Annotated in this window: 23 protein-coding genes; 15 read left to right on the top strand and 8 right to left on the bottom strand. The window is 68.5% G+C overall.

What is annotated here, in order from left to right; translation table 11 throughout:
• Window positions 1–52 precede the first annotated feature (52 nt).
• The 3 genes from KXR53_RS26625 (at window position 53) to KXR53_RS26615 (ending at window position 2,414) form a co-directional block, all read left to right on the top strand.
• A complete protein-coding gene (locus tag KXR53_RS26625; protein ID WP_437378330.1) occupies window positions 53–832 on the top strand; it encodes an SDR family oxidoreductase in 780 nt (259 codons plus the stop codon).
• 271 nt (window positions 833–1,103) lie between these two features.
• Window positions 1,104–1,910, top strand: a complete 807-nt coding sequence (locus KXR53_RS26620) for a DUF899 domain-containing protein (protein ID WP_437378329.1) — start codon at window positions 1,104–1,106, stop codon at window positions 1,908–1,910.
• Window positions 1,911–1,988: 78 nt separating this feature from the next.
• A complete protein-coding gene (locus KXR53_RS26615) occupies window positions 1,989–2,414 on the top strand; it encodes a GNAT family N-acetyltransferase (RefSeq protein WP_437378328.1) in 426 nt (141 codons plus the stop codon).
• An 11-nt stretch (window positions 2,415–2,425) separates the two neighbouring features.
• Here KXR53_RS26615 and KXR53_RS26610 read toward each other — a convergent pair whose 3' ends face one another.
• A complete protein-coding gene (locus tag KXR53_RS26610; protein WP_437378327.1) occupies window positions 2,426–2,803 on the bottom strand; it encodes an STAS/SEC14 domain-containing protein in 378 nt (125 codons plus the stop codon).
• 185 nt (window positions 2,804–2,988) lie between these two features.
• Window positions 2,989–3,633: a TetR/AcrR family transcriptional regulator gene (locus KXR53_RS26605; RefSeq protein WP_437378326.1), complete on the bottom strand. Its 645-nt coding sequence runs from the start codon at window positions 3,631–3,633 to the stop codon at window positions 2,989–2,991.
• Between the two features lie 350 nt (window positions 3,634–3,983).
• Here KXR53_RS26605 and KXR53_RS26600 point away from each other — a divergent pair, with 350 nt between their 5' ends.
• From KXR53_RS26600 to KXR53_RS26585, 4 genes are all read left to right on the top strand, one after another.
• A complete protein-coding gene (locus KXR53_RS26600; protein WP_437378325.1) occupies window positions 3,984–5,039 on the top strand; it encodes a LacI family DNA-binding transcriptional regulator in 1,056 nt (351 codons plus the stop codon).
• Window positions 5,040–5,123: 84 nt separating this feature from the next.
• Complete coding sequence (locus KXR53_RS26595) at window positions 5,124–6,509, top strand: ABC transporter substrate-binding protein (RefSeq protein ID WP_437378324.1); 1,386 nt, start codon at window positions 5,124–5,126, stop codon at window positions 6,507–6,509.
• Between the two features lie 77 nt (window positions 6,510–6,586).
• Window positions 6,587–7,468 (top strand): carbohydrate ABC transporter permease, encoded by an 882-nt coding sequence (locus KXR53_RS26590; RefSeq protein ID WP_437378323.1) that lies wholly within the window; start codon window positions 6,587–6,589, stop codon window positions 7,466–7,468.
• Window positions 7,465–8,301: a carbohydrate ABC transporter permease gene (locus tag KXR53_RS26585; RefSeq protein WP_437378322.1), complete on the top strand. Its 837-nt coding sequence runs from the start codon at window positions 7,465–7,467 to the stop codon at window positions 8,299–8,301. The genes KXR53_RS26590 and KXR53_RS26585 overlap by 4 nt, the downstream gene beginning before the upstream one ends.
• A 66-nt stretch (window positions 8,302–8,367) precedes the next feature.
• On the opposite strand, the gene KXR53_RS26580 is transcribed toward KXR53_RS26585, so the two are convergent.
• On the bottom strand, window positions 8,368–8,700 hold the full coding sequence (locus tag KXR53_RS26580; protein WP_437378321.1) for a DUF1476 domain-containing protein: 333 nt from the start codon (window positions 8,698–8,700) through the stop codon (window positions 8,368–8,370).
• 225 nt (window positions 8,701–8,925) lie between these two features.
• On the opposite strand from KXR53_RS26580, the gene purC reads away from it, so the two are divergent.
• A complete protein-coding gene (gene purC, locus KXR53_RS26575) occupies window positions 8,926–9,693 on the top strand; it encodes a phosphoribosylaminoimidazolesuccinocarboxamide synthase (protein WP_026870296.1) in 768 nt (255 codons plus the stop codon).
• A complete protein-coding gene (gene purS, locus KXR53_RS26570) occupies window positions 9,690–9,932 on the top strand; it encodes a phosphoribosylformylglycinamidine synthase subunit PurS (RefSeq protein ID WP_437378320.1) in 243 nt (80 codons plus the stop codon). The genes purC and purS overlap by 4 nt, the downstream gene beginning before the upstream one ends.
• A gap of 116 nt (window positions 9,933–10,048) precedes the next feature.
• Here purS and KXR53_RS26565 read toward each other — a convergent pair whose 3' ends face one another.
• Window positions 10,049–10,753: a tellurite resistance TerB family protein gene (locus KXR53_RS26565; RefSeq protein WP_437378319.1), complete on the bottom strand. Its 705-nt coding sequence runs from the start codon at window positions 10,751–10,753 to the stop codon at window positions 10,049–10,051.
• 74 nt (window positions 10,754–10,827) lie between these two features.
• Window positions 10,828–11,760 carry a transcriptional regulator GcvA gene (gene gcvA, locus KXR53_RS26560; protein ID WP_437378318.1) on the bottom strand — a complete coding sequence of 311 codons (933 nt, stop codon included), beginning with the start codon at window positions 11,758–11,760 and terminating at the stop codon, window positions 10,828–10,830.
• 135 nt (window positions 11,761–11,895) lie between these two features.
• Between gcvA and KXR53_RS26555 the strand changes: the two genes are divergently transcribed.
• Window positions 11,896–12,117 (top strand): DUF1127 domain-containing protein, encoded by a 222-nt coding sequence (locus KXR53_RS26555; protein ID WP_437378317.1) that lies wholly within the window; start codon window positions 11,896–11,898, stop codon window positions 12,115–12,117.
• Between the two features lie 4 nt (window positions 12,118–12,121).
• Here KXR53_RS26555 and KXR53_RS26550 read toward each other — a convergent pair whose 3' ends face one another.
• Window positions 12,122–13,030, bottom strand: coding sequence for a transcriptional regulator GcvA (locus KXR53_RS26550; RefSeq protein WP_437378316.1), 909 nt, complete (start codon window positions 13,028–13,030; stop codon window positions 12,122–12,124).
• A 141-nt stretch (window positions 13,031–13,171) separates the two neighbouring features.
• On the opposite strand from KXR53_RS26550, the gene KXR53_RS26545 reads away from it, so the two are divergent.
• From KXR53_RS26545 to grxD, 5 genes are all read left to right on the top strand, one after another.
• Window positions 13,172–13,396, top strand: coding sequence for a hypothetical protein (locus KXR53_RS26545; RefSeq protein WP_437378315.1), 225 nt, complete (start codon window positions 13,172–13,174; stop codon window positions 13,394–13,396).
• A gap of 173 nt (window positions 13,397–13,569) precedes the next feature.
• A complete protein-coding gene (purQ, locus tag KXR53_RS26540; protein WP_437378314.1) occupies window positions 13,570–14,250 on the top strand; it encodes a phosphoribosylformylglycinamidine synthase subunit PurQ in 681 nt (226 codons plus the stop codon).
• Window positions 14,247–16,487, top strand: coding sequence for a phosphoribosylformylglycinamidine synthase subunit PurL (purL, locus tag KXR53_RS26535; RefSeq protein ID WP_437378313.1), 2,241 nt, complete (start codon window positions 14,247–14,249; stop codon window positions 16,485–16,487). Before purQ ends, purL begins: the two co-directional genes overlap by 4 nt.
• A gap of 2 nt (window positions 16,488–16,489) precedes the next feature.
• Complete coding sequence (locus KXR53_RS26530; RefSeq protein ID WP_026870303.1) at window positions 16,490–16,726, top strand: BolA family protein; 237 nt, start codon at window positions 16,490–16,492, stop codon at window positions 16,724–16,726.
• Between the two features lie 22 nt (window positions 16,727–16,748).
• Window positions 16,749–17,087 carry a Grx4 family monothiol glutaredoxin gene (grxD, locus tag KXR53_RS26525; RefSeq protein WP_026870304.1) on the top strand — a complete coding sequence of 113 codons (339 nt, stop codon included), beginning with the start codon at window positions 16,749–16,751 and terminating at the stop codon, window positions 17,085–17,087.
• A gap of 75 nt (window positions 17,088–17,162) precedes the next feature.
• Here the strand turns inward: grxD and KXR53_RS26520 are convergent, their stop codons facing one another.
• Together KXR53_RS26520 and KXR53_RS26515 are read right to left on the bottom strand one after the other, a co-directional pair.
• Complete coding sequence (locus tag KXR53_RS26520) at window positions 17,163–19,868, bottom strand: beta strand repeat-containing protein (protein ID WP_437378312.1); 2,706 nt, start codon at window positions 19,866–19,868, stop codon at window positions 17,163–17,165.
• A gap of 307 nt (window positions 19,869–20,175) precedes the next feature.
• Complete coding sequence (locus tag KXR53_RS26515; RefSeq protein WP_437378311.1) at window positions 20,176–21,735, bottom strand: calcium-binding protein; 1,560 nt, start codon at window positions 21,733–21,735, stop codon at window positions 20,176–20,178.
• Window positions 21,736–21,961 lie beyond the last annotated feature (226 nt).

Genomic DNA, 21,961 nt, shown 5'->3' with positions numbered 1-21,961 from the left:
CCGCGCTACAACCGGATTCGACCCGACAGCATCGCAGCGGAAGGAGACCGCCATGGATCTGGGACTGGCCGGCCGTAAGGCCCTCGTGTGTGCCGCGAGCAAGGGGCTGGGCAAGGGCTGCGCCCTGGCGCTGGCGCGCGAAGGTGTGCATCTCACCATCACCGCCCGCGGCGCCGAGGCGCTGGAGGCGACGGCCGAGGAGATCCGCCGCGAGACCGGTGCCAAGGTCACCACCGTCGCGGGCGACATCACCACCGATGCGGGGCGCGAGGCCGCCCTGGCCGCCTGCCCGGAGCCCGACATCCTGGTCAACAACGCCGGCGGTCCGCCGCCCGGCGATTTCCGCGACTGGGACCGCGAGGCCTGGCTCCGCGCGATCGACGCCAACATGCTGACCCCGATCTTCCTGACCAAGGCAGTCGTCGACGGCATGGCGGCGCGCGGCTTCGGCCGCATCGTCAACATCACCTCGAGCGCGGTGAAGGCGCCGATCGCGGAGCTGGGCCTGTCGAACGGCGCCCGCTCCGGCCTCACCGGCTTCATCGCCGGGGTCGCCCGGCAGATGGCCGGCAAGGGCGTCACCATCAACGGCCTCCTGCCCGGCGCCTTCGATACCGACCGGCTGCGCGGCGGCATCAATGCCGCGGCCCAACGTTCCGGCCAGACCGCCGAGGCGATCGCCGAGCGGCGCCGCACCGCGATTCCGGCCGGCCGCTTCGGCGATCCCGACGAGTTCGGCGCCGCCTGCGCCTTCCTGTGCAGCGTCCGTGCCGGCTACATCACCGGCCAGAACATCCTGATCGACGGCGGCGCCTTCCCCGGCACGCTGTGACCCCACCGGCCCGGCTGCGACAGCCGGATCATCGTAGGTCGGGTTCGCGTCCGCGAACCCGACCTACGAAACTTGACATCGCAGGCATCTGCTCATAAAGTTAACTTTATGGTTAACTATTGAAGCCCAAGCATAGCGCGAGCAACGCCGCGCCTGCCTTCCGTCATACCAGCGGATGAGACGGTCAAATTTTCGGTTAAGCGTCCTGTCGAAAACGGGCCGGCGTGGTCGACAAGCCTGGAAAGCCCCTCGTCCCACACAGGAGGATAAGATGGAACCCACCCGGATCGTGTCCCGCGAGGAATGGCTGGTCGCGCGCAAGGCGCTGCTGGCCGAGGAGAAGGCTCTGACCCGCGCCCGCGACGAGATCAGCCGTAAGCGCCGCGCCCTGCCCTGGGTCAAGATCGACAAGCCCTATGTCTTCGACGGGCCGCAGGGCCGCGAGACGCTGGCCGAGCTGTTCGCCGGACGCAGCCAGCTGATCATCTACCACTTCATGCTGGCGCCGGGCTGGGAGCACGGCTGCCCGAGCTGCTCCTTCCTGGCGGACACCATCGACGGCACGCTGGTGCATCTGGCGGCCCGCGACGTGACGCTGGTGGTGGTGTCGCGCGCGCCGCTGCCGGAGATCCAACGCTTTCAGCAGCGGATGGGCTGGCGCTTCAAATGGGTGTCGTCCCACGGCAGCGACTTCAATTACGACTTCGGCGTCTCCTTCACGCCGGAGCAGACCGCCGGCGGCACCACGCCCTACAACTACGGCGAGCTGCCCTTCGCCGCCGAGGAGCTGCCCGGCACCAGCGTCTTCGCCAAGGACGCAGCCGGCACCGTGTATCACACCTATTCCTCCTACGGCCGCGGCGGCGACCTGCAACTGACCACCTATAACTATCTCGACCTGGTGCCGAAGGGCCGCGACGAGGACGGCCTGGCCTTCACCATGTCCTGGGTCCGCCACCACGACCGCTACGACACCGGCCCGGAGCTGGATCCGACCGCGACCTACCAGCCGCCGCGGCGGGTGGGGTCGTGCTGCGGTCCGGCCGAGGCCAAGGTCGACGCCCAGACCTTCGCCTGAGGCGCCTGACCCGGCCTGCCCCCGCCAGCCTTCCGGAAACCGTTTCGAAAATCCGCCGGGATGGTGCAGTCTCCGGCCATGAGCGAACGCCCCCGCATCCTCTATGCCCGCGAGCAGGATCTGGACGTGGCCGAGTTCCGGCGCGTTCTGGTGGAGTCCGGGCTCGGGCGGATCCGCCCCGTCGACGACGAGCCGCGGCTGCGGGCGATGATCGCGGGCGCCAACCTGATCGTCACCGCCCGGCTGGACCAGCCCGGCCGGCCGCTGGTCGGGGTCGGGCGCGGGGTCACCGACGAGGTCTGGTGCTGCTATCTCTCCGACCTCGCGGTCTCCGCCTCGGCTCAGGGCCTTGGCGTCGGCAAGGGCCTGCTGCACGAGGCGCGGCGGCAACTCGGGCCGCAGGTGAGCCTCTACCTGGCCTCCGTGCCGGAGGCTGTCGGCTTCTACGAACGGGCGGGGATGACGCGGCTGGCCGACGCCTTCTCGTACCGGCGCCAGCACTGACCGCAGCCGGATCAGCCGCTCGGAATCTTCGACGCCCAAGCCATGGCCTTGTCGCGTTCGGAGGAGTTGAAGGCCCTGGCCTCGGTGGTCGGCACCAGCGGATCGAGGAGCTCGATCAGGACCCGCAGCCACTGCTTGTCGGTGACCACGGCCTTGCGCGGGAACCGCACCGCCTCGCCCAGCTTGCCCCGGCCGTACGAGACATGCTTGGCCGCGGCCTCGGCCGTCATGTCGTCGAAATCGGTCATGTCCACATAGGCACCGACACGGTCGTGCCGTTGCAGCTTCGCCTCGGTCTCGGCGATGGCGCGGTCGTAATCCGCCTCGGTCAGTACCCCGGCAAGGCGCATGGCAATCACATGCTCCGGCGCGGGAAGGATCTCGATCATGGCGGCTCTCCAGGATGATCCGTCGATGACTGAGGGTGATACGTCGAGGAGGGTTTTCCAGCGGCACGGGGCGGCCGCCGAGGGGATCTGCGGGTCGATGAGCCGGCAGCGGGGCCTCGTCCACATATGGATCGCCACGGCGCAGCGCGCCTTGCGGCGACGGTCCAGGGGGGCCTTCCCTCAGCTCACCCCAGCCCCAGGGCCCGGCGGAAGAAGGCCTGCAGGTCGGCCACCAGCCGGGCCACATCGGCGGTGCGGCCTTCGGCGATGGCGTGGTCGACCCCGCCATGGAAGGCATAGAACAGCAGCACTGCGGTCATGTCCGGATCCACGACCGTCCAGGCACCGGCCGCCTGGCCCTCGCGCAGCAGATCGGCCAGATCGCGCGACACGTTGTTGTGTCCGGCGGCTTGGCGCAGACGCGGCAGGAAGTCCGGCGTGTGGAACAGCACGTCGTGCAGTTTCACCTGGTCGAGATAGGTGCGCACGCCGGTCTCCAGCCAGGCGGCGATCCGGCCCGGCCAGTCGGCCGGGTCGAGCTTTGCCTGGGCGGCGGCGATGCGGGCGTTGAAACGCTCGGCGAAACGCTCGCGCAGCGCCTCGACCAGCGCCTCCTTCGAATCGAAGTAGAGATAGAAGGTGCCCTTGGCCACATCGGCCGCGGCGGCGATGTCGTCGATGCTGGTGCCGGCGATGCCCTTCTTCAGCACCAGCGCTTCCCCGGCATCCAGGAGCTCCCGCCGGCGCACCTCGGACGGCTTGGTCCGCGGCCTGGCCGCTTTTGGCTCGGCCGCAACCGGCCGGCGTCTGCGCGTCTGGGTCTCGATCATCGCCGCACTCTGCGTCGATCGCAGGACGGGGTGCAACCATGAGAGGCCGGCGCCCTCCTCCGCTGCCTCGCCCTTGCGCGCCGATGGCCGCCCGTGTTACCGGTCACATCAATAAGAACGACAAATCGACCACTGGCCACAGGGAGGGCCGACATCATGCTTGCCATCGATCGTATCCGCCCGACCGTTCCGCGTATCCGGCCCTGCCGATGACGCGGTCCGTGGCCTGCCGCGCTTTCGCGCGGCCCTGTCCCGTCACCCGCTCCGCTGCGGCCAGGACGCGCTCGCGGGCGCGCCACCAGCGGACGGCCCGGCGTGGAGCGGCCGCGCGGCCGATCGAGAGCCATCTCATGCCCAAGCGTTCCCTCCGGCCGACCATGCGCGACGTCGCCCGTCTCGCCGGGGTCTCGCCGATGACCGTGTCCCGGGTGCAGGCCGGCAGCAGCCGGGTGGCGCCGGAGACGCGCGACCGCATCCGCCGGGCTATCGAGCAGCTCGGCTATGTCGAAGACAAGGTCGCCGCCGCCCTGTCGTCGCGCCGCACCGGCTTCATCGCGACGCTGGTGCCGACCATCACCAACTCCAACTTCGCCGACACCGCGCACGCGCTGTCGGGGGCTCTGCGCCGGACCGGTTACCAGCTGCTGATCGGCTACACCCTCTATCGCATGAGCGAGGAGGAGGCGCTGGTCCGGACGATGCTGGAGCGGCGGCCGGAGGCGATCGTGCTGGCCGGCATGAACCACACCGAGGCGGCGCGGGCCATGCTGCGCAGCGCCGGCATCCCGGTGATCGAGATCTGGGACTGCGGCGCGGCCGACCCGATCGACCGGGCCGTCGGCTTCTCCAACATCGAGGCCGGCCGGGCCGCGGCGCGGCACCTGATCGCGCTGGGGCACCGCCGGATCGGCGGCATCGGCCCGGCGATCGACGGGGACTCCCGCGACTTCCGCGGCGGCGCCCGGCTGATCGGCTTCGCCGAGGTGCTGCGCGAGGCCGGGCTGCCGACCGATAGCGTGGTCCATCGCGGCCAGGTGCCGCTGTCCTTCGCCGGCGGCGCCGCCGCCATGGCCCATCTGCTCGACACTGCCGGGCCGGTCGACGCCGTGTTCGCGGTCTCGGACCTCGCCGCCGTCGGCGCGCTGATGGAATGCCATCGCCGGGGCATCGCCGTGCCCGGGCAGATCTCGATCATGGGGTTCGGCGATTTCGAGATCGGCGGGCAATGCGTGCCGGCGCTGTCCACCGTGCGGATCGATGCCGAGGGGATCGGCCGCCGGGTCGGCGAGCTGCTGCTGCGCATCCTGGATACCAGGGACGACACCCAGGCGTCGCCGCGGGTGATCGATGTCGGCTTCGAGATCGTCGAACGGGGCTCCACGGCCAGGAGGCCCGGCCCCGCCTGACAGCACCCGCTTCCAGCCGTTCGGAAGCCACCAGCAAGACGGCACAAGCCGCCGCCCCCTTTCCTCAGCTCTGGGAGAAGTTTCATGCCCAAGATCGGTCTCCGCCATCTCATGGCGGGTTGTGCCCTGGCCCTCGGTCTCGCCGCTGTCGCGCCCGCCCAGGCGCAGGACACGCTCACCGTCTGGGTCACCAAGGGATTCTACAAGGGCGAGGACGACGCCCTTCTCGCCCTGATCGACCGCTATCAGAAGGCGACCGGCGTCAAGGTCGACCTGTCGCTGTATTCGACCGAGGACTGCATCGTGAAGTCGGTCGCCGCGGTCGAGGCCGGCACGCCGCCCGATGTCGGCTACTGCACCACCTATGATTTCCGCACCACCGGCCAATGGGCCTATGAGGGGCGGCTGGAGGATGTCAGCGACGTCCTCACCCCGATCAAGGACCAGTTCCAGCCCGACGCGCTGGCCACCACCTTCCTGATGAACGGCAAGACCGGGCAGAAGGCCTATTACGCCTTCCCGATCGAACGCCAGACCATGCACATCTTCTATTGGAAGGACATGCTGCAGGACGCCGGCTTCAGCGAGGCCGACATCCCGACCACCTGGAACGAGTACTGGGACTTCTGGTGCGACAAGGTGCAGGGCGCCCTGCGCAGCAAGGGCAAGCGCATCTACGCCATCGGCCATCCGATGAGCGTCGCCGCCTCCGACACCTTCTTCAGCTTCCTGACCTGGGCCAACGCCTACAACGTCAAGATCGTCGACGAGAGCGGCAAGATTGTGCTCGACCAGCCGGAGAACCGGGCGGCGATGATCGAGGCGGTGAAGAGCTACAGCTCGATCTTCACCCGCGGCTGCACCCCGCCCTCCACGGTCAACTGGCTCGACACCGACAACAATGTGAACTTCCACAACAAGACTACAGTCCTGACCCACAACGCGACGATCTCGATCCCCAGCAAGCATCTGGACGATTCGATCAACCCGTCGCTGAGCGAGGCGCAGCGGGCCCAGGCGAAGAAGAACTACGACGAGAACATCCGCACCACCCTGTTCCCGAAGAAGCCGGACGGCGGAACGCTGCCGAACCTGGCGGCGACCAAGACTGCCGTCATCTTCGCCGACTCCAAGAACAAGGCCCGGGCCAAGGAGTTCATGGCCTTCATGATGAAGGACGAGAACCTGACGCCCTTCGTCGAGGGCTCGGTCGGGCGCTGGTACCCGGTGACCAAGTCCGGCGCCGCCCGGCCGTTCTGGACCGACGGCAGCGACCCGCACCGTGCCGTGGTGTCGAAGCAGTTCACCGAGGGCACCCTGCCCTTCCCCTTCGTCTACAACTACCATTTCACCACGGTGAATGCGGAGAATGTCTGGGCCAAGGCGCTGAACCGCGTGGTCCAGGACGGGGTCTCGCCCGATCAGGCGGTTGATGAGATGATCGCCCGGATCAAGGAAATCGCCGGTTAGGACCGACCTGCCGGCCCGGCCCGCGCGGAGCTGCCGTGCGGGCCGGGCCGCAGCCCTTCTCAGAGAGGACCCAGCCGATGACCGCGACCACGATCCATGCGATCCCGGCCACCGCCGGCGGCAGCCATCGCCGCACCTGGGCGACCTGGGGGGCGATCCTGCTCGCCCCCTATATCGCCGTGTTCCTGGTGCTGGTGGCCTATCCGGTCGGCTACGGCCTCTATCTCGGCGCCAACCCGGACAGCTACCGGCGCCTGTTCGCCGACCCGATCTTCCTGACCGCGGCGGTCAACACCGTTCTGTTCCTGCTGATCGCGGTCAATGTGAAGATGGCGATTGCGCTCGGCCTGTCCGGCTTCTTCGCCGTGCCGCGCTGGTGGATCCGGCTGCTGCTGGTGCTGTTCATCCTGCCCTGGGCGGTGCCGTCGATCCCGACCATCCTGTCCTTCCGGGTCATGCTCAACCCCGAGACGGGCATGATCAACCAGCAGCTGTTCCGGCTCTTCGGCATCTTCGAAGGCCCGCCCTGGCTGACCAACCCGTGGCTCGCCTTCTTCGGCGCCGTCATGGTCCATATCTGGAAGTCGCTGCCGTTCTGGACCCTGATCCTCTTGACCGGGCGCCTCGCCATCTCCCGCGACCTGTACGAGGCCGCGGCGGTCGACGGCGCCTCGCGCTTGCAGCGCTTCCGCTTCGTCACCTGGCCGTCGGTGGCGGCGCTCTACGTCACCTCGACCATCCTGTCGACGATCTGGACGCTGGGCGACTTCAACAGCGTCTATCTCCTGACCGGCGGCGGCCCGAACGACAGCACCCAGGTGCTGGCCACGCTCGGCATCCGCTACCTGCGCAACAACAACCTCGACCTCGGCGTCGCCTCGATCATCGTCGCCATGCCGCTGGTCCTGCCGCTGGTCTTCGTCATGGTGAAGCGCCTGTCCAAGGGAGGCGAAGCATGAAGCGCTGGCTGAACGAGGCGGCCCTGATCCTGATCGCCATCCCGGTGGTGCTGTGGACCTTGGTGCCGCTGTACCACCTGTTCGTCCTGGCGATTTCGCCGCAGGATGCGGTTCTGGCCGGCGATCTGTGGCCGGCGGAGCCGACCTTCTCCAACTTCCTCACGGTGTTCCGGCAGCAGCACTATTATCTGAGCAATTTCTGGCTGCAGCTCGGCAACAGCTTCTTCATCGCGGTCACCACCGGGGTCGTGACCTTGTTCGTCGCCACCTGCGCCGCCTTCGCCATCAGCCGGCTGCGGGCGCGGGGCGGCCGCCAGGTGATGAACCTGGCGCTGGCGACCTATCTGATCCCGGCCGCCTTCCTGGCGGTGCCGATGTACAAGACCATGGGCTCCTACGGCCTGCTGGACACCCAGACCGCGCTGATCCTGGCGATGATCGCGCTGGCCTCGCCCTATGCCATCTGGGTGCTGAAGCAGGCCTCGGACAAGCTGCCGCGCGAGCTGGACGAGGCGGCGATCATGGACGGCGCCAAGCCGATGCAGATCTTCCGCCTGGTCTATCTGCCGCTGATGCGCCCGTCGCTGGTGGCGATCGGCATCTACGCGCTGCTCCTGGCCTGGAACGAGTACCTCTACGCCTTCCTGCTGCTGTCGAGCGAAAGGGCGGCGCCGCTGTCGGTCGGGCTGGGCCTGTTCCTGTCGGCCGACGATTCCCCCTGGAACCTCTTGATGGCGACCGGGCTGATCTACGCCGTGCCGCCGGCGGTGATCTACTATGTCTTCCGCAACGCCATGACCAGCGGGCTGACGGCGGGGGCGGTGAAGGGCTGACCGGTCGGTTGGTCAAAGAAAAGGGCGGCTTCGGCCGCCCTTTTCCATGCGTGAAGGCAGCCGACCCTACTTCGGCGTCGCCTCGGTCATGATCTGCTGCCGCGCCACGGCCAGGAGAGCATCCATCTTCTTGCGCAGCCGATGGTCGGAGAGGTCGACGTCGTGCATCTTCAGGTCGGCGTAGACCTTGTCGTGCACGTCCTCGTCGGTCTGCTTCTCGAAGTCGGACATGATGACCTCCTTCGCATAGGACTCGGCCGCGGCGCCGGTCAGGCCCATCAGCTCGGCCGCCCACAGCCCCAGCAGCTTGTTGCGCCGGTTGTGGATCCGGAACAGCAGCTCCTGGTCGTGCTGGAACTCCGCCTCGAACGCTTGGGCCCGCGAGTCGAACGTGGTCATGCCGAATTCCCTTTCAGTGCCCGCCGGTTCGGTGTCCGCCGGCGCGGCGCGCCTCATGGCGAGGATATAGCGTCTCCGGCCGCCATGGTCACGTGCGGAGGCGGAGGGGAGCGCGCAATTGTTTACCGGACCCGCGCTTGCTATATGTGCGCGGGCGTGGACGTCCTTCCTGGGGCGCCCCGACCCCTTTTGCTGTTGGCATCACCGTTCCATGGACGTTCCCACATGAGCCGCCGCAGGCGCATCTACGAAGGCAAGGCCAAGGTCCTGTACGAGGGGCCGGAGCCGGGCACGATCGTCCAGTACTTCAAGGACGATGCGACCGCGCACAACGGCCAGAAGAAGGCGGTGATCTCCGGAAAGGGGGTGCTGAACAACCGCATCTCCGAATACCTGATGACCCGGCTGTCCGAGATCGGCGTGCCGACGCATTTCATGCGCCGCCTGAACATGCGCGAGCAGCTGATCCACGAGGTCGAGATCATCCCGCTCGAGGTGGTGGTGCGCAACATCGCCGCGGGCTCGTTCTCCAAGCGCTTCAACGTGCCCGAGGGCACGCCGCTGCCGCGCTCGATCATCGAGTACTATCTGAAGTCGGACGAGCTCAACGACCCGATGGTGTCGGAGGAGCACATCACCGCCTTCGGCTGGGCCAACGCCCAGGACCTCGATGACATCGTATCACTGTCGCTGCGGGTGAACGACTACCTCACCGGACTGTTCCTCGGCATCGGCCTCAAGCTGGTCGACTTCAAGCTCGAATTCGGCCGCCTGTACGACGAGAACGACGAGATGCGGATCGTCCTGGCCGACGAGATCAGCCCGGACAACTGCCGTCTGTGGGACGTGCAGACCAACGAGAAATTCGATAAGGATCGCTTCCGCCAGGATCTCGGCGGCGTCCTCGAGGCCTATCAGGAAGTGGCCCGACGCCTCGGCATCCTGCCGGAAGGAAGTGTCGTCGACATCCGCGAGAGCCAGGTCGCCCCATGAAAGCGCGCATCCACGTCATGCTGAAGCCCGGTGTCCTGGACACCCAGGGCAAGGCGATCGGCCATTCCCTGCAGGGCCTCGGCTTCGACGAGGTCGGCGAGGTGCGGCAGGGCAAGGTGATCGAGGTCGAGATCGCCGCTACGGATGCGGCCCAGGCCAAGGCGCGCCTCGACGAGATGTGCCGCAAGCTGCTGGCCAACCCGGTCACCGAGAGCTACACGATCGACCTGGTGGCCTGAGGCGACGCCCTCCCCGTTTTGTCATTGCCGGGCTTGACCCGGCAATCCAGAGAGCGTCGAGACCTTCTGGATGCCCGGGTCAAGCCCGGGCATGACAGTGAAGGGGGGCGCCCTTCCTAGCCGACCGCGGCCGCCTGCGCCTCCAGATGGGCGGTCAGCCCCTCGGGCAGCTTCAGCCGCACCGCCAGGTCGTCGAGATAGGCCTTCTCGCGCGGGTCGTCCGGGTCGATCGCCAGGCGCGAGGCCAGCCAGATCTCCGCCGCCTGCTCCGGCGTCGCCGCCAGGGCCGCGATCGCCGCGATGTCGAGCGGCTTGGCCAGCTCGTCCATCACGAAGGCCTTCTCCTCCGTGTCCAGGTTGAGCTGGCCCATACGGTCGAACAGGGCCCGCTGCTCCGTCGCGTCGATATGGCCGTCGGCCTTGGCCGCGGCGATCATCGCCCGCACCACGGCAATGCGGGCGTCGCCGCCGCCCGCGGCGCTCTGGGTCTCCAGGTCGAACGGGCTGCGCGGCGGCGGCAGGGGGATCGGCTGCTGCACCGGCGGCTGGGCCGGGGCCGGCGCCCGCTTGGCCGACCAGTCCTGCCAGGCCTTGTAGGCGAGGCCGCCCAGCACCGCGGCACCGCCGTAGCCGAGCGCCGTGCCGCCGAGCTTGCGGAACTTCTTCGAGCCGAGGAGCAGGCCGATCACCCCGCCGCCGACAGCGCCTGTGGCCAGCGTCCCGAGATTGCCGGACAGGCCGGAGCCTTTGCCGCCGGGGCCGCCCGGCTGCTTCGCGCCGCCGCCCAGGAAATCCTCGAACAGCTTCTTCGGATCGATCACGCGCCTGTCCTCCGATCGTTGCGTCGGATGGCAGATGGTTCGGAGGGCGGCGCCCGACAAGGCGCAGCGCAGGCTCAATCGGCGAGACGCGACGACGTGACCGGCTCCCGCGGCGCCAGAGTGGTCGCGGCCGCGGCGGCGACGATCCAGTCGCGGAATGCCCGCACGATCGGCCGGCGCAGCGCCCGCGTCGTGGCGACGAAGTGATAGCTGGCCAGGCTCTGCACCGAGAGGTCGAGCGGCCGCACCAGCCGCCCCGCCGCCAAGTCATCGGCCACCAGGGAGAACACCACGAGCGCCACTCCCTGCCCTTCGACCGCCGCCTGGATGGTCAGGGAGGAATCGCTGACCCGCAGCCCGCGCACCCAGTCGACATCCTGCATGCCGACGGCGCGCAGCCAGTCGCGCCAGGGCGCCAGGGACTGGTCGTGCAGCAGGGTGTGCCGGCGCAGGTCGTCGAGCGTGCGGAGCCCCGGCGACCCGTCCCGCAGCGCCGGACTGCACACCGGGAAGCTGTCCTCCGCGAACAGACGGTCGCACGCCAGCCCCTCCCAGCCGCCCTGGCCCCAGCGGATGGCGCAATCCGCCTCGCCGCCCTCGAGATCCACCCGGTGGAGCGACGCCGTGACGTTGACATCGATATCGGGATGCGCCGCCGTGAAGCCCGGCAGGCGCGCCGTCAGCCATTTCGCGGCGAAGGATGGGGTGGTGCTGATGGTGAGCACGCCGGCCGCGCGGCCCGGCGCGATCTGCGCCGTGGCGTCGGCGATGCCGGCCAGGGCGGCGCTGACCAGCGGCAGGTAGATGCGGCCGGCCTCGGTCAGCTCCAGGCTGTTCTCGCGGCGATGGAACAGCCTGACCGAAAGCCAGTCCTCCAGCCGGCGCACCTGTTGGCTGACCGCGGCCTGGGTCACCGACAGCTCGGCCGCGGCGCGGGTGAAGCTGCGATGCCGTGCCGCCGCCTCGAAGGCCCGCACGCCGTTCAGCGGCGGCAATCGCCAACCCATTCCGGCAGGCCTCCCTTCAGGCCAAATTTTTGTTGGGCTAGGGCCAGACTATCCCGTTTGCGGCCGCGGCCGCCAGGACCGATCTTGAAGGCACGGGTCGACCCCTGATCCCACCTCCGATCAGGACCGCATCAAATGACCAGCTGCTGCATCGACGAGCGCCGCGCGCCACCGCGCCGGCGGCCGAACCCCCTCCTTGCCCTGCTGCGCCGCGTCGCGGCCCTGCCGGCGCTGTGGTGCGCCCGGATCGAGGCGCGCGGCCGGATGCAGCGCATGGACGACGAGACCCTGGCCGATCTCGGCCTGCGCCGCGACCAGGTCGAGACCATGCGCCGCAAGCCGTTCTGGCGGGAATGACCGCTCACGCCGCCGCGACCTCGGGGGCCCCCTCGACCTCCGCCGCCACGGCGAACAGCCAGTCGCGGAAGGCCCGCACCAGCGGACGGTTGAGGGCGTTCGGCGGCGCCACGAAGTAGTAGGCGTTGTCGCTCTTGAGCGAGATCTCGAACGGGCGCACCAGTCGGCCGGCGCGCAGATCGTCCATCACCAGCACCCGCTGCGCCAGCGCCACGCCCTGCCCTTCGATCGCCATCTGGATCAGCAGCGCCGAATCCTGCGTCCGCGGGCCGCGGACCCAGCCGAGATCCTCCATCCCCGCCGCCCGCAGCCAATGCTTCCACTGCACCAGCGTCTCATCGTGCAGCAGCCGGAAGCGGCGCAGATCCTCGACCGTGGAGAGGCCGGCCTCGACCAGCGCCGGGCTGCACACCGGGAAGGTATTCTCGGAGAACAGCTTCTCCGCCACCACCCCTTCCCAGGCGCCGCGGCCGAGCCGGATGGCGCAGTCGACATTGTCCCGGGCGAAGTCGACCAGGCGGGCTTCGGCGTCGAGATTGACGTCGATCTCCGGATGCTGCTCGGCGAAGAGCGGCATCCGCGATACCAGCCATTTGCGGATGAAGGACGGCATCGACGAGACCGTCAGGATGCCGGAATGCGGCGGCGGCCGGATGCGGGACGTGGCCTCGGCGATGGCGTCGAAGGCGTCGCGCAGCACCGGCAGGTAGCTGCGGCCCACCTCGGTCAGCTCCAGCCCGCCCTCGGTGCGGTGGAACAGCTTGGTGCCGAGCCAGTCCTCCAGCCGGCGGACCTGCTGGCTGACCGCGGCCTGGGTGACGGCCAGTTCCTCGGCGGCACGGGTGAAGCTTTCGTGGCGGGCCGCGGCCTCGAAGGCGCGGATGCCGTTCAGCGGCGGCAGGCGACGGCGCATGGCTCCCCCTCGTCGGATCCGGGTCGATAGATTCTCTTATAACACCCACGAGAATATCCTGTTTGCGGTTTGTTCTCCAGAATCCGATCTTCAGGGCATTCCCGATGACCGACCAAACGCCCCGACGGAAGGGAAGATGCCATGACGACCGCCTGCACCGACCACGCTGCGATCCAGCATCGCGCCACCCTGCCGACCGGCCGCTCCGGGCTGCGGGCCCTGATCGGCGCCGCCGCGGCCACGCTGGGCGCCCGCCGCAGCGCCCGGCTGCCGGTCGAGGCGCTGGACGACCACATGCTGCGCGACATCGGCATCGACGGCGCGGCGGCCGCCAGCGACCCGCGCGACCTGCTTCTTCGCCTGTGATCTGAAGCCTCCCTGCGACTGACCCCTGCTGGACCGGATCCGCCTGCGCGGATCCGGTTTTTCTTTGTCGCCGACCCTGCCACCCGGCATCGACCAGAGGCCGCGGCGGCGCGCATGCCAGCACAGCCCGCGGCGCCCTTGCCAAGGCCCGGCGGGACCGCTACATCCCGGCCATGCAAGCCGCCGTCATCGTCTTCCCGGGATCGAACGCCGACCGAGACCTCGCCGTGGCACTCTCCCACGCGACCGGACGGCCGACCCATATGGTCTGGCACCGCGACACCGAGCTGCCGTCCGTCGACCTGATTGCCATCCCCGGCGGCTTCTCCTATGGCGACTATCTCCGCTCCGGCGCCATGGCGGCGCAGTCGCCGATCATGGGCGCGATCCGGCAGGCGGTGGCCCGCGGCGTGCCGACCCTCGGCATCTGCAACGGCTTCCAGATCCTGACCGAAGCGGGGCTGCTGCCCGGCGCCCTGCTGCGCAACGCCGGCCTGAAATTCGTCTCCCGCACCGTGGCGATGCGGGTCGAGACCTCGAACAGCCCGTTCACCCGCGGCTACAACGCCGGGCAGACGGTGCGCATCCCGATCCAGCATCATGACGGCTGCTACTTCGCCGACCCGGACACGCTGAAGCGGCTGGAGGACGAGGACCGTGTCGCCTTCCGCTACATCGCGGACGAGGACGGCCGCGGCAACCCGAACGGCAGCCTGAACGACATCGCCGGCATCCTGTCCGAGAACCGACGGGTGCTCGGCATGATGCCCCACCCCGAGCGCGCCGCGGAGCCGGAGCACGGCAACACCGACGGCCGCGCCATGTTCGAAGGCCTGGCGCAGATCCTTTCATGACTTATCCGTCCAACGCCCCCGCCCCCCACCACCCAGGGGAACCCGAGGTCACGCAGGCGCTGGCGGCGGAGTTCGGCCTGACCGCCGACGAATTCGCCCTGACCCAGCAGATCATGGGCCGGATGCCGACGCTGACCGAGCTCGGCATCTTCTCGGTGATGTGGTCGGAGCACTGCTCCTACAAATCCTCGCGCCGCTGGCTGAAGCAGTTGCCGACCCAGGCGCCCTGGGTGATCTGCGGCCCCGGCGAGAATGCCGGCGTGATCGACATCGGCGACGGCCAGGCCGCCATCTTCAAGATGGAAAGCCACAACCACCCGAGCTTCATCGAGCCGTATCAGGGCGCCGCGACCGGTGTCGGCGGCATCCTGCGCGACGTGTTCACCATGGGCGCCCGGCCGGTCGCCAACATGAACGCGCTGCGCTTCGGCAGCCCGGACAACCCGAAGACCCGGCATCTGGTGGCGGGCGTGGTCGCCGGCATCGGCGGCTACGGCAACTGCGTCGGCGTGCCGACGGTGGGCGGCGAGACCAACTTCCACCCCTCCTACAGCGGCAACATCCTGGTCAACGCCATGACCGTGGGCGTGGCCAAGGCCGACAAGATCTTCTATTCGGCGGCCGCCGGCGTCGGCAACCCGGTGGTCTATGTCGGCTCCAAGACCGGGCGCGACGGCATTCACGGCGCCACCATGGCCTCGGCCGAGTTCGACGAGGCGTCGGAGGAGAAGCGCCCGACCGTGCAGGTCGGCGATCCCTTCACCGAGAAGCTGCTGATCGAGGCCTGCCTGGAGCTGATGGCGACCGACGCCATCGTCGCCATCCAGGACATGGGCGCGGCCGGCCTGACCTCCTCCTCGGTCGAGATGGCCAGCAAGGGCGGCTGCGGCATCGAGCTGGACCTCGACCAGGTGCCGCAGCGCGAGACCGGCATGGTCCCCTACGAGATCATGCTGTCGGAGAGCCAGGAGCGGATGCTGATGGTGCTGAAGCCCGGCCGCGAGGCCGAGGCGGAGGCGATCTTCCGCAAATGGGAGCTGGATTTCGCGGTGATCGGCCGGGTCACCGACACCGGCCGCCTGGTGATCAAGATGCACCGCATGGTCTGGGCCGACATGCCGGTGGCGGAGCTGGTCGACGCCTCGCCGAACTATGCCAGGCCGTGGGAGCCGACGCCGAAGCAGCCGGAGATCCCGGCGGCGTCCCTGCCGCTGCCGGAGACGCCGGAAGCGGTGCTGGCGCGCCTCCTGTCCTGCCCCGACCTCGCCTCCAAACGCTGGATCTGGGAGCAGTATGACAGCCAGGTCGGGGCCGACACCGTCGCCCTGTCCGGCCAGGCCGATGCGGCGCTGGTGCGGGTGCACGGCACCGGCAAGCTGCTGGCCATCACCACCGACTGCACGCCACGCTACTGCTTCGCCGACCCCGAGGCCGGCGGCGCCCAGGCGGTGGCTGAGGCCTGGCGGAACCTCACCGCCACCGGCGCCCGGCCGCTCGCGATCACCGACAACATGAACTTCGGCAACCCCGAGAAGCCGCGGATCATGGGCCAGTTCGTCGGCTGCATCCAGGGCATGAAGGCCGCCTGCGAAGCGCTTGATTTCCCGGTCGTTTCCGGCAACGTCTCGCTCTACAACGAGACCTCGGGCGAGGCCATCCTGCCGACCCCGGCGATCGGCGGCGTCGGGCTGATCGAGGACGGCGGGCGCCATGTCCGGCTCGGCCTCAAGAACGCCGGCGAAGCCATTGTCCTGATTGGCGAAACCAAGGGTCATCTTGGTGCGTCGCTGTACGCTCGCGAGATCCATGGCCGCGAGGACGGCGCGCCGCCGCCGGTCGACCTGGGGGCCGAGCGGCGCAACGGCGACCTGGTGCGGGCGCTGATCCAGGACGGCTCGGTGACCGCCTGCCACGACCTGTCCGACGGCGGCCTCTACGTCGCGCTGGCGGAGATGGCGATGGCCGGCCGGATCGGCGGCGAAGTCGACCTGCCGGCCGAGGCCGGCCTGCTGTTCGGCGAGGACCAGGGCCGCTATCTGGTGACCACGGACGACGGCGAGGCGCTGCTGGCGCGGGCCCGGGCCGCGAGCGTTCCGGCGCGGATCATCGGCCGCACCGGCGGCGACGTGTTGAAGCGCAAGGATGGCGGGGCCATATCCGTGGCTGAGCTGCGCCGCGTCAACGAGGCGTGGCTGCCGGACTACATGACGGATATCGTGCAGGCGGGAGAGGCGTAGAGATGGCGATGGACCCGGCGGAGATCGTCCGCCTGATCAAGGAGGGGCTGCCTGGCGCCGAGGTGCGGATCGAGGATCTGCGCGGCGATGGCGACCACTACGCCGCCTATGTCACCAGCCCCGCCTTCACCGGCAAGAGCCGCGTGCAGCAGCATCAGATGGTCTATCAGGCCCTGGGCGGCCGGATGGGCAACGAGCTGCACGCGCTGATGCTGCACACCTCCGCCGCCGAAGCCTGACCCTCAGCTGAGCGAGTTTCCCATGGACAATCCCGTCTTCGAGCGCATTCGCGGCGACATCGCCGGCACCGACGTCGTCGTCTACATGAAGGGGACGCCGGTGTTTCCGCAATGCGGCTTCTCCGCCGCGGTGGTGCAGGTGCTGACCCATCTCGGCGTGCCGTTCAAGGGCATCGACGTCCTGACCGACCCCGGCCTGCGCCAGGGCATCAAGGACTTCTCGAATTGGCCGACCATCCCGCAGGTCTACGTCAAGGGCGAGTTCGTCGGCGGCTGCGACATCATCCGCGAGATGTTCCAGACCGGCGAGCTGCAGGAACTGCTGGAGAGCAAGGGCATCGCCGTCGCCGCCCAGGGCTGACGCCGGCCCGGGCGTCTTGACAAAAATGCCCGCCCCTTCCGGGGCGGGCATTGTCATGTCGGCCCGGGGTGGCCGCTACAGTACGAAATCGGCGGCCGCCAGGGCGATGGCGCCGGTCAAGGTGATGTGGAAGTCGGTGACCTTGTCACCGTTGACGTCGCCGGCGATGGTGGTGATGCCGCCGCTCGCGGCGTAACGGAGCTGCCCGGCGACGCCGGTGAAGAGGCCGGTGCCGATGAAGCTGAAGGCCTGGTTACCGGCCACGCCGGTGTTGGCGTCGATCGCCGACAGGTCGATACGGTCGGTCTGGGCGTGGCTGAAATCGGTGATCCGGTCGGCATCCGCCCCGACAACGCTCTCGCCGATGCTGCCATAGACGAAGCGATCAGCCCCGGCACCGCCGGTGAGCGTGTCCTTGCCAACACCTCCCGTGAGTGCGTCATTGCCGTTCCAGCCCTGCAGGATATTGGCGCCGGCGTTCCCGACCAGGCTGTCATTGCCTTGGCTGCCGCTGACATTCTCGAAGTTGTACAGCGTGTCGCCTTGGGCGTCGCCGCCGCTGCCGGTGCCGGTTGCCAGATTGACCACGACCCCGACGGAGCCGGTGTAGTAGCTGGCGGTATCGGTGCCGGCACCGCCGTCGAGGTAGTCGGCCCCGGCATCGCCCCGCAGGACGTCATTGTCGGCGCCGCCGTAGAGCCAGTCGTTGCCCGCTGCCCCCGTGAGCGTGTCGTTGCCGGCATCACCGTAGAGGCTCTCGGAATCGACCGACCCGATGAGAGCGTCGGTGCCGTCGCCGCCATAGCCGTAGTCGCCGCCGCCACCGCCGGTCTCGATCTGGTCGTTGCCGGCGTTGCCGTACATGTAATCCCGGCCAGCGCCGCCGCGGAGAATGTCGTTCCCGTCGTTCCCCGACAGGCTGTCGTCGCCGGTGCTGCCACCGAGCGTATCGTTGGCGGCACCGCCACTGAGATTGTCGTTGCCCGCCGCCCCATTCAGGGCGTCGGTCCCGTCGCCGCCATAGATGGCGTCGTTGCCCGTACCGCCGGCGATGCTGTCGTTGCCCGTGCCGGCGTAGTAGGTCATCAGCTCCATGTTGATCGCCCGGCTGCCGTCGCTGCCGGCGGCGCCGTTCAGGACGAAGGTGACCCCGGTGGTGGTGGTGGTGCGATCGACATAGAGCGTGTCGATGCCGGCGCCGCCGTCGACGATGTCGACGCCGATGCCGGTGCTGATGTAGTCGTCACCGTCGCCGCCGCTCATGGCATCGTTGTCGGCGCCGCCATAGATCCAGTCGTTGCCGGCATAGCCATAGATCGTGTCGTTGCCGGCATCGCCGTAGAGGCTTTCGGAATCGGCCGATCCGACCAGCGTATCGGCGCCGTCGCCGCCGTAGCCGTAGTCGCCGCCGCCACCGCCGGTCTCGATCCGGTCGTCGCCGGCGTTGCCATACAGGTAATCCCGGCCGGCGAGGCCGCGGAGGATGTCGTTGCCGTCGTTCCCCGACAGGCTGTCGTCGCCGTCGCCGCCGCCGAGCGTGTCGTTGGCGGCGCCCCCGTTGAGATTGTCGTTGCCGGCGGCCCCGTTCAGGGTGTCGGTGCCGTCGCCGCCATAGATCGCATCGTTGCCGCCGGCCCCGGTGATGGTGTCGTTGCCCGTGCCGGCGTAATAGGTCATCAGCTCCATGTTGACGGTCCGGCTGCCGTCGCTGCCGGCGGCGCCGTTCAGGGTGAAGCTCACACCTGTGGTGGTGGTGCTGCGGTCGACATAGAGCGTGTCCGTGCCGATCCCGCCGTCGACAATGTCGGCGCCGATGCCGGTGCTGATGTAGTCGTCGCCGTCACCGCCGCTCATCGCATCGTTATCGGCGCCGCCATAGATCCAGTCATTGCCGGCGTAACCATAGATCGTGTCGTTGCCGGCCTCGCCATAGAGGGTTTCGGAATCGGCCGACCCGATCATGAGGTCCTTGCCGTCGCCGCCGGAACCGTAATCGCTGCCGCCACCGCCGGTCTCGATCCGGTCGTCGCCGATGCCGCCATAGAGGTAGTCCCGGCCGGCGAGACCGCGGAGGATGTCGTTGCCGTCATTCCCCGACAGGCTGTCGTCGCCATCGCCGCCGGTGAGCGTGTCGGCGCCGTTTCCACCGTTGAGACTGTCGTTGCCGGCGGCACCGTTCAGGACATCGGTGCCGTCATAGCCGTAGATCGTGTCGTTGCCGCTGGCCCCGGTGATGGTGTCGTTGCCCGACCCGGCGTAATAGGTCATCAGCTCCATGTTGATCGCCCGGCTGCCGTCGCTGCCGGCGGCGCCGTTCAGGGTGAAGCTGGCCCCCGTCGTGGTGCTGCTGCGGTCGACATAGAGCGTGTCGGTGCCGGCGCCGCCGTCGACGATGTCGACGCCGATGCCGGTCGAGATGTAGTCGTCGCCATCGCCGCCGCCGAGGTTGTCGTTGCCGGCGCCGCCGTAAAGCGTGTCGTTGCCGGCCGCCCCGGTGATCGTGTCGTTGCCGGCATCGCCGTACAGGCTCTCTGCGTCGGCCGACCCGATCAGGGTGTCGTTGCCGTCGCCGCCGGACCCGTAGTCACTGCCACCGCCCCCGGTCTCGATCCGGTCGTCGCCGTCGCCGCCATACATGTAGTCCCGGCCGGTGCCGCCGCGGAGAATATCGTTGCCCGCATATCCCTGTAGCGTGTCGTCGCCTGCCAGACCGTCGATCGTGTCGGCGCTGGCGGTCCCATTCAGGGGGTCGTTGCCGGGAGTTCCTGGAATAATCGCCATCGTGACTATGCCTTCTGTTCAAACCGAATGATCTTCCGGCCGGCCCCGGCGCGGCGCTACGCTTTCAATGCCCGAGGCGCGCTGACGGATCGCTGAGCCTGAAGAGGAGTGCTCAAGCCTGCCGTGAAGCGGGGGTGTTCCGCATCAGCCGAACGGGGGGTGCGCAACGGCGGGCGAACGTGTATTTTGTTCGATTTCCTCGATTCGGCTTGCCTGGACGGGGCGCAGCAGCCCCGGACCGTCTGAACCGGACAAGAATGCCCGCTCCTTCCGGAACGGGCATTTCATGCCGGTCCGCCGCCGACGGCTACAGCGCGAAGTCGGCCGCCGCCAATGTGATGGCGCCGGTCAGGGTGATATGAAAGTCGGTGACCTTGTCACCATTGATGTCGCCAGCGATGGTGGTGACGCCGTTGGTCACGGCGTAACGGAGCTGCCCGGCGACGCCGGTGTAGAGCGCGGTGCCGACGAAGGCGAAGGCCTGATTGCCGGCCACGCCGATGTTGGCGTCGATCGCCGACAGATCAATCAGGTCGACCTGGAGTTGGCTGAAATCGGTGATCCGGTCGGCATTGGCCCCAACCGGACTCTCGGCGATGCTGCCATAGACGAAGCGGTCGGCCCCGGCACCGCCGGTGAGCGTATCCTTGCCGGCACCGCCCGTGAGCACGTCATTGCCGTCGCCGCCCGCGAGCCCATCGTTGCCGTTCCAGCCCTGCAGGGTATTGGCGTCGCCGTTCCCCACCAGGATGTCATAGCCCTGGCTGCCGCTGACATTCTCGATGTTGTACAGGGCGTCACCCTGGGCATCGCCGCCGCTGCCGGTGCCGGTCGTCAGGCTGACCACAACCCCGACCGAGCCGGTGAAGTAGCTGGCGGTGTCGGTTCCGGCGCCGCCGTCGAGGTAATCGGCCCCGGCATCGCCCCGGAGAATGTCTGTATCGGCACCGCCATAGAGCCAGTCGTTGCCCGCAGCCCCCGTGAGCGTGTCGTTGCCGGCATCGCCGTAGAGGCTCTCGGAGTCGACCGACCCGATGAGAGCGTCGATGCCGTCCCCGCCATAGCCTCTGTCGCCTCCGCCCCCGCCGGTCTCGATCCGGTCGTCGCCGCCGGCGCCATAGACCGTGTCGGTGCCGGCGCCGCCGCGGAGGACGTCGTTGCCGTCCATTCCCTGCAGTTCATCGTTGCCGTCGCCGCCATCGAGCGTGTCGGCGCCGATGCCGCCGGCGAGGAGGTCGATGCCACCCGCCCCGTTCAGGATGTCGTCGCCCTCATAGCCGAAGATCGTGTCGTAGCTGTCGGCCCCGGTGATGATGTCGTTGCCCGACCCGGCGTAGTAGGTCATCAGCTCCATGTTGATCGCCTGGCTGCCGTCGCTGCCGGCGGCGCCGTTCAAGGTGAAGCTGGTCCCGGTGGTGGTGCCGCGATGGTCGACATAGAGCAGGTCGGTGCCGGCGCCGCCGTCGACAATGTCGATGCCGAAGCCGGTGCTGATATAGTCGTCGCCGCTGCCGCCGTTCATCATGTCGTCGCCGGCACCGCCATAGATCCTGTCGTCGCCGTAGTGGCCATGGATCGTGTCATTGCCGGCATCGCCATAGAGGCTGTCGAAATCGCTCGACCCGACCAGGGTATCGGCACCGTCGCCGCCATAGCCGTAGTCGCCATAGTCGCCGCCGCCCCCGCCAGTCTCGATCCGATCGTCGCCGAAGCCCCCGTACAAGTGGTCGGTGCCGGCCCCGCCATTGAGGGTGTCGTCACCGGCCAGGCCAAACAGCGTGTCATTGCCCGCCTGGCCGTCGATGGTGTCGGCGTCGCTGGTCCCGGACAGGGTATCGTCCCCGAAAGTGCCTGGAATATAGGCCATGAGAATTCTGCCTTCTGTTCAAACTTCGCGATCTCCCGGCCGATCCCCCGGCGCGGCGCCATGCTTCGGATGTCCGAAGGCTGCCGGGCACGCACGGACGGTTCGCCGACGCCTGAAGAGCTGCGCTCAAGCCTGCCGCGAGGCTGCGTGTTCGGCACCACCCGGACGAGGGGTGCGCGATGGCGGGCGAAACTGCATTTTTATCGATTTGTTCGATTCGGCGCCG

This window comes from Inquilinus limosus (assembly GCF_051487185.1).
GTDB lineage: Bacteria > Pseudomonadota > Alphaproteobacteria > DSM-16000 > Inquilinaceae > Inquilinus > Inquilinus limosus_F.
Note: the sequence above shows the minus strand (reverse complement) of the source record. Positions and strands in the feature narration are given on the sequence as shown.

Bases quoted from the DNA above. Each gene is read 5' to 3' on its own strand.
- KXR53_RS26625 (WP_437378330.1), top strand. From the start codon at position 53: ATGGATCTGGGACTGGCCGGCCGTAAGGCCCTCGTGTGTGCCGCGAGC.
- KXR53_RS26620 (WP_437378329.1), top strand. From the start codon at position 1,104: ATGGAACCCACCCGGATCGTGTCCCGCGAGGAATGGCTGGTCGCGCGC.
- KXR53_RS26615 (WP_437378328.1), top strand. From the start codon at position 1,989: ATGAGCGAACGCCCCCGCATCCTCTATGCCCGCGAGCAGGATCTGGAC.
- KXR53_RS26610 (WP_437378327.1), bottom strand. From the start codon at position 2,803: ATGATCGAGATCCTTCCCGCGCCGGAGCATGTGATTGCCATGCGCCTT.
- KXR53_RS26605 (WP_437378326.1), bottom strand. From the start codon at position 3,633: ATGATCGAGACCCAGACGCGCAGACGCCGGCCGGTTGCGGCCGAGCCA.
- KXR53_RS26600 (WP_437378325.1), top strand. From the start codon at position 3,984: ATGCCCAAGCGTTCCCTCCGGCCGACCATGCGCGACGTCGCCCGTCTC.
- KXR53_RS26595 (WP_437378324.1), top strand. From the start codon at position 5,124: ATGCCCAAGATCGGTCTCCGCCATCTCATGGCGGGTTGTGCCCTGGCC.
- KXR53_RS26590 (WP_437378323.1), top strand. From the start codon at position 6,587: ATGACCGCGACCACGATCCATGCGATCCCGGCCACCGCCGGCGGCAGC.
- KXR53_RS26585 (WP_437378322.1), top strand. From the start codon at position 7,465: ATGAAGCGCTGGCTGAACGAGGCGGCCCTGATCCTGATCGCCATCCCG.
- KXR53_RS26580 (WP_437378321.1), bottom strand. From the start codon at position 8,700: ATGACCACGTTCGACTCGCGGGCCCAAGCGTTCGAGGCGGAGTTCCAG.
- purC (WP_026870296.1), top strand. From the start codon at position 8,926: ATGAGCCGCCGCAGGCGCATCTACGAAGGCAAGGCCAAGGTCCTGTAC.
- purS (WP_437378320.1), top strand. From the start codon at position 9,690: ATGAAAGCGCGCATCCACGTCATGCTGAAGCCCGGTGTCCTGGACACC.
- gcvA (WP_437378318.1), bottom strand. From the start codon at position 11,760: ATGGGTTGGCGATTGCCGCCGCTGAACGGCGTGCGGGCCTTCGAGGCG.
- KXR53_RS26555 (WP_437378317.1), top strand. From the start codon at position 11,896: ATGACCAGCTGCTGCATCGACGAGCGCCGCGCGCCACCGCGCCGGCGG.
- KXR53_RS26550 (WP_437378316.1), bottom strand. From the start codon at position 13,030: ATGCGCCGTCGCCTGCCGCCGCTGAACGGCATCCGCGCCTTCGAGGCC.
- KXR53_RS26545 (WP_437378315.1), top strand. From the start codon at position 13,172: ATGACGACCGCCTGCACCGACCACGCTGCGATCCAGCATCGCGCCACC.
- purQ (WP_437378314.1), top strand. From the start codon at position 13,570: ATGCAAGCCGCCGTCATCGTCTTCCCGGGATCGAACGCCGACCGAGAC.
- purL (WP_437378313.1), top strand. From the start codon at position 14,247: ATGACTTATCCGTCCAACGCCCCCGCCCCCCACCACCCAGGGGAACCC.
- KXR53_RS26530 (WP_026870303.1), top strand. From the start codon at position 16,490: ATGGCGATGGACCCGGCGGAGATCGTCCGCCTGATCAAGGAGGGGCTG.
- grxD (WP_026870304.1), top strand. From the start codon at position 16,749: ATGGACAATCCCGTCTTCGAGCGCATTCGCGGCGACATCGCCGGCACC.
- KXR53_RS26520 (WP_437378312.1), bottom strand. From the start codon at position 19,868: ATGGCGATTATTCCAGGAACTCCCGGCAACGACCCCCTGAATGGGACC.
- KXR53_RS26515 (WP_437378311.1), bottom strand. From the start codon at position 21,735: ATGGCCTATATTCCAGGCACTTTCGGGGACGATACCCTGTCCGGGACC.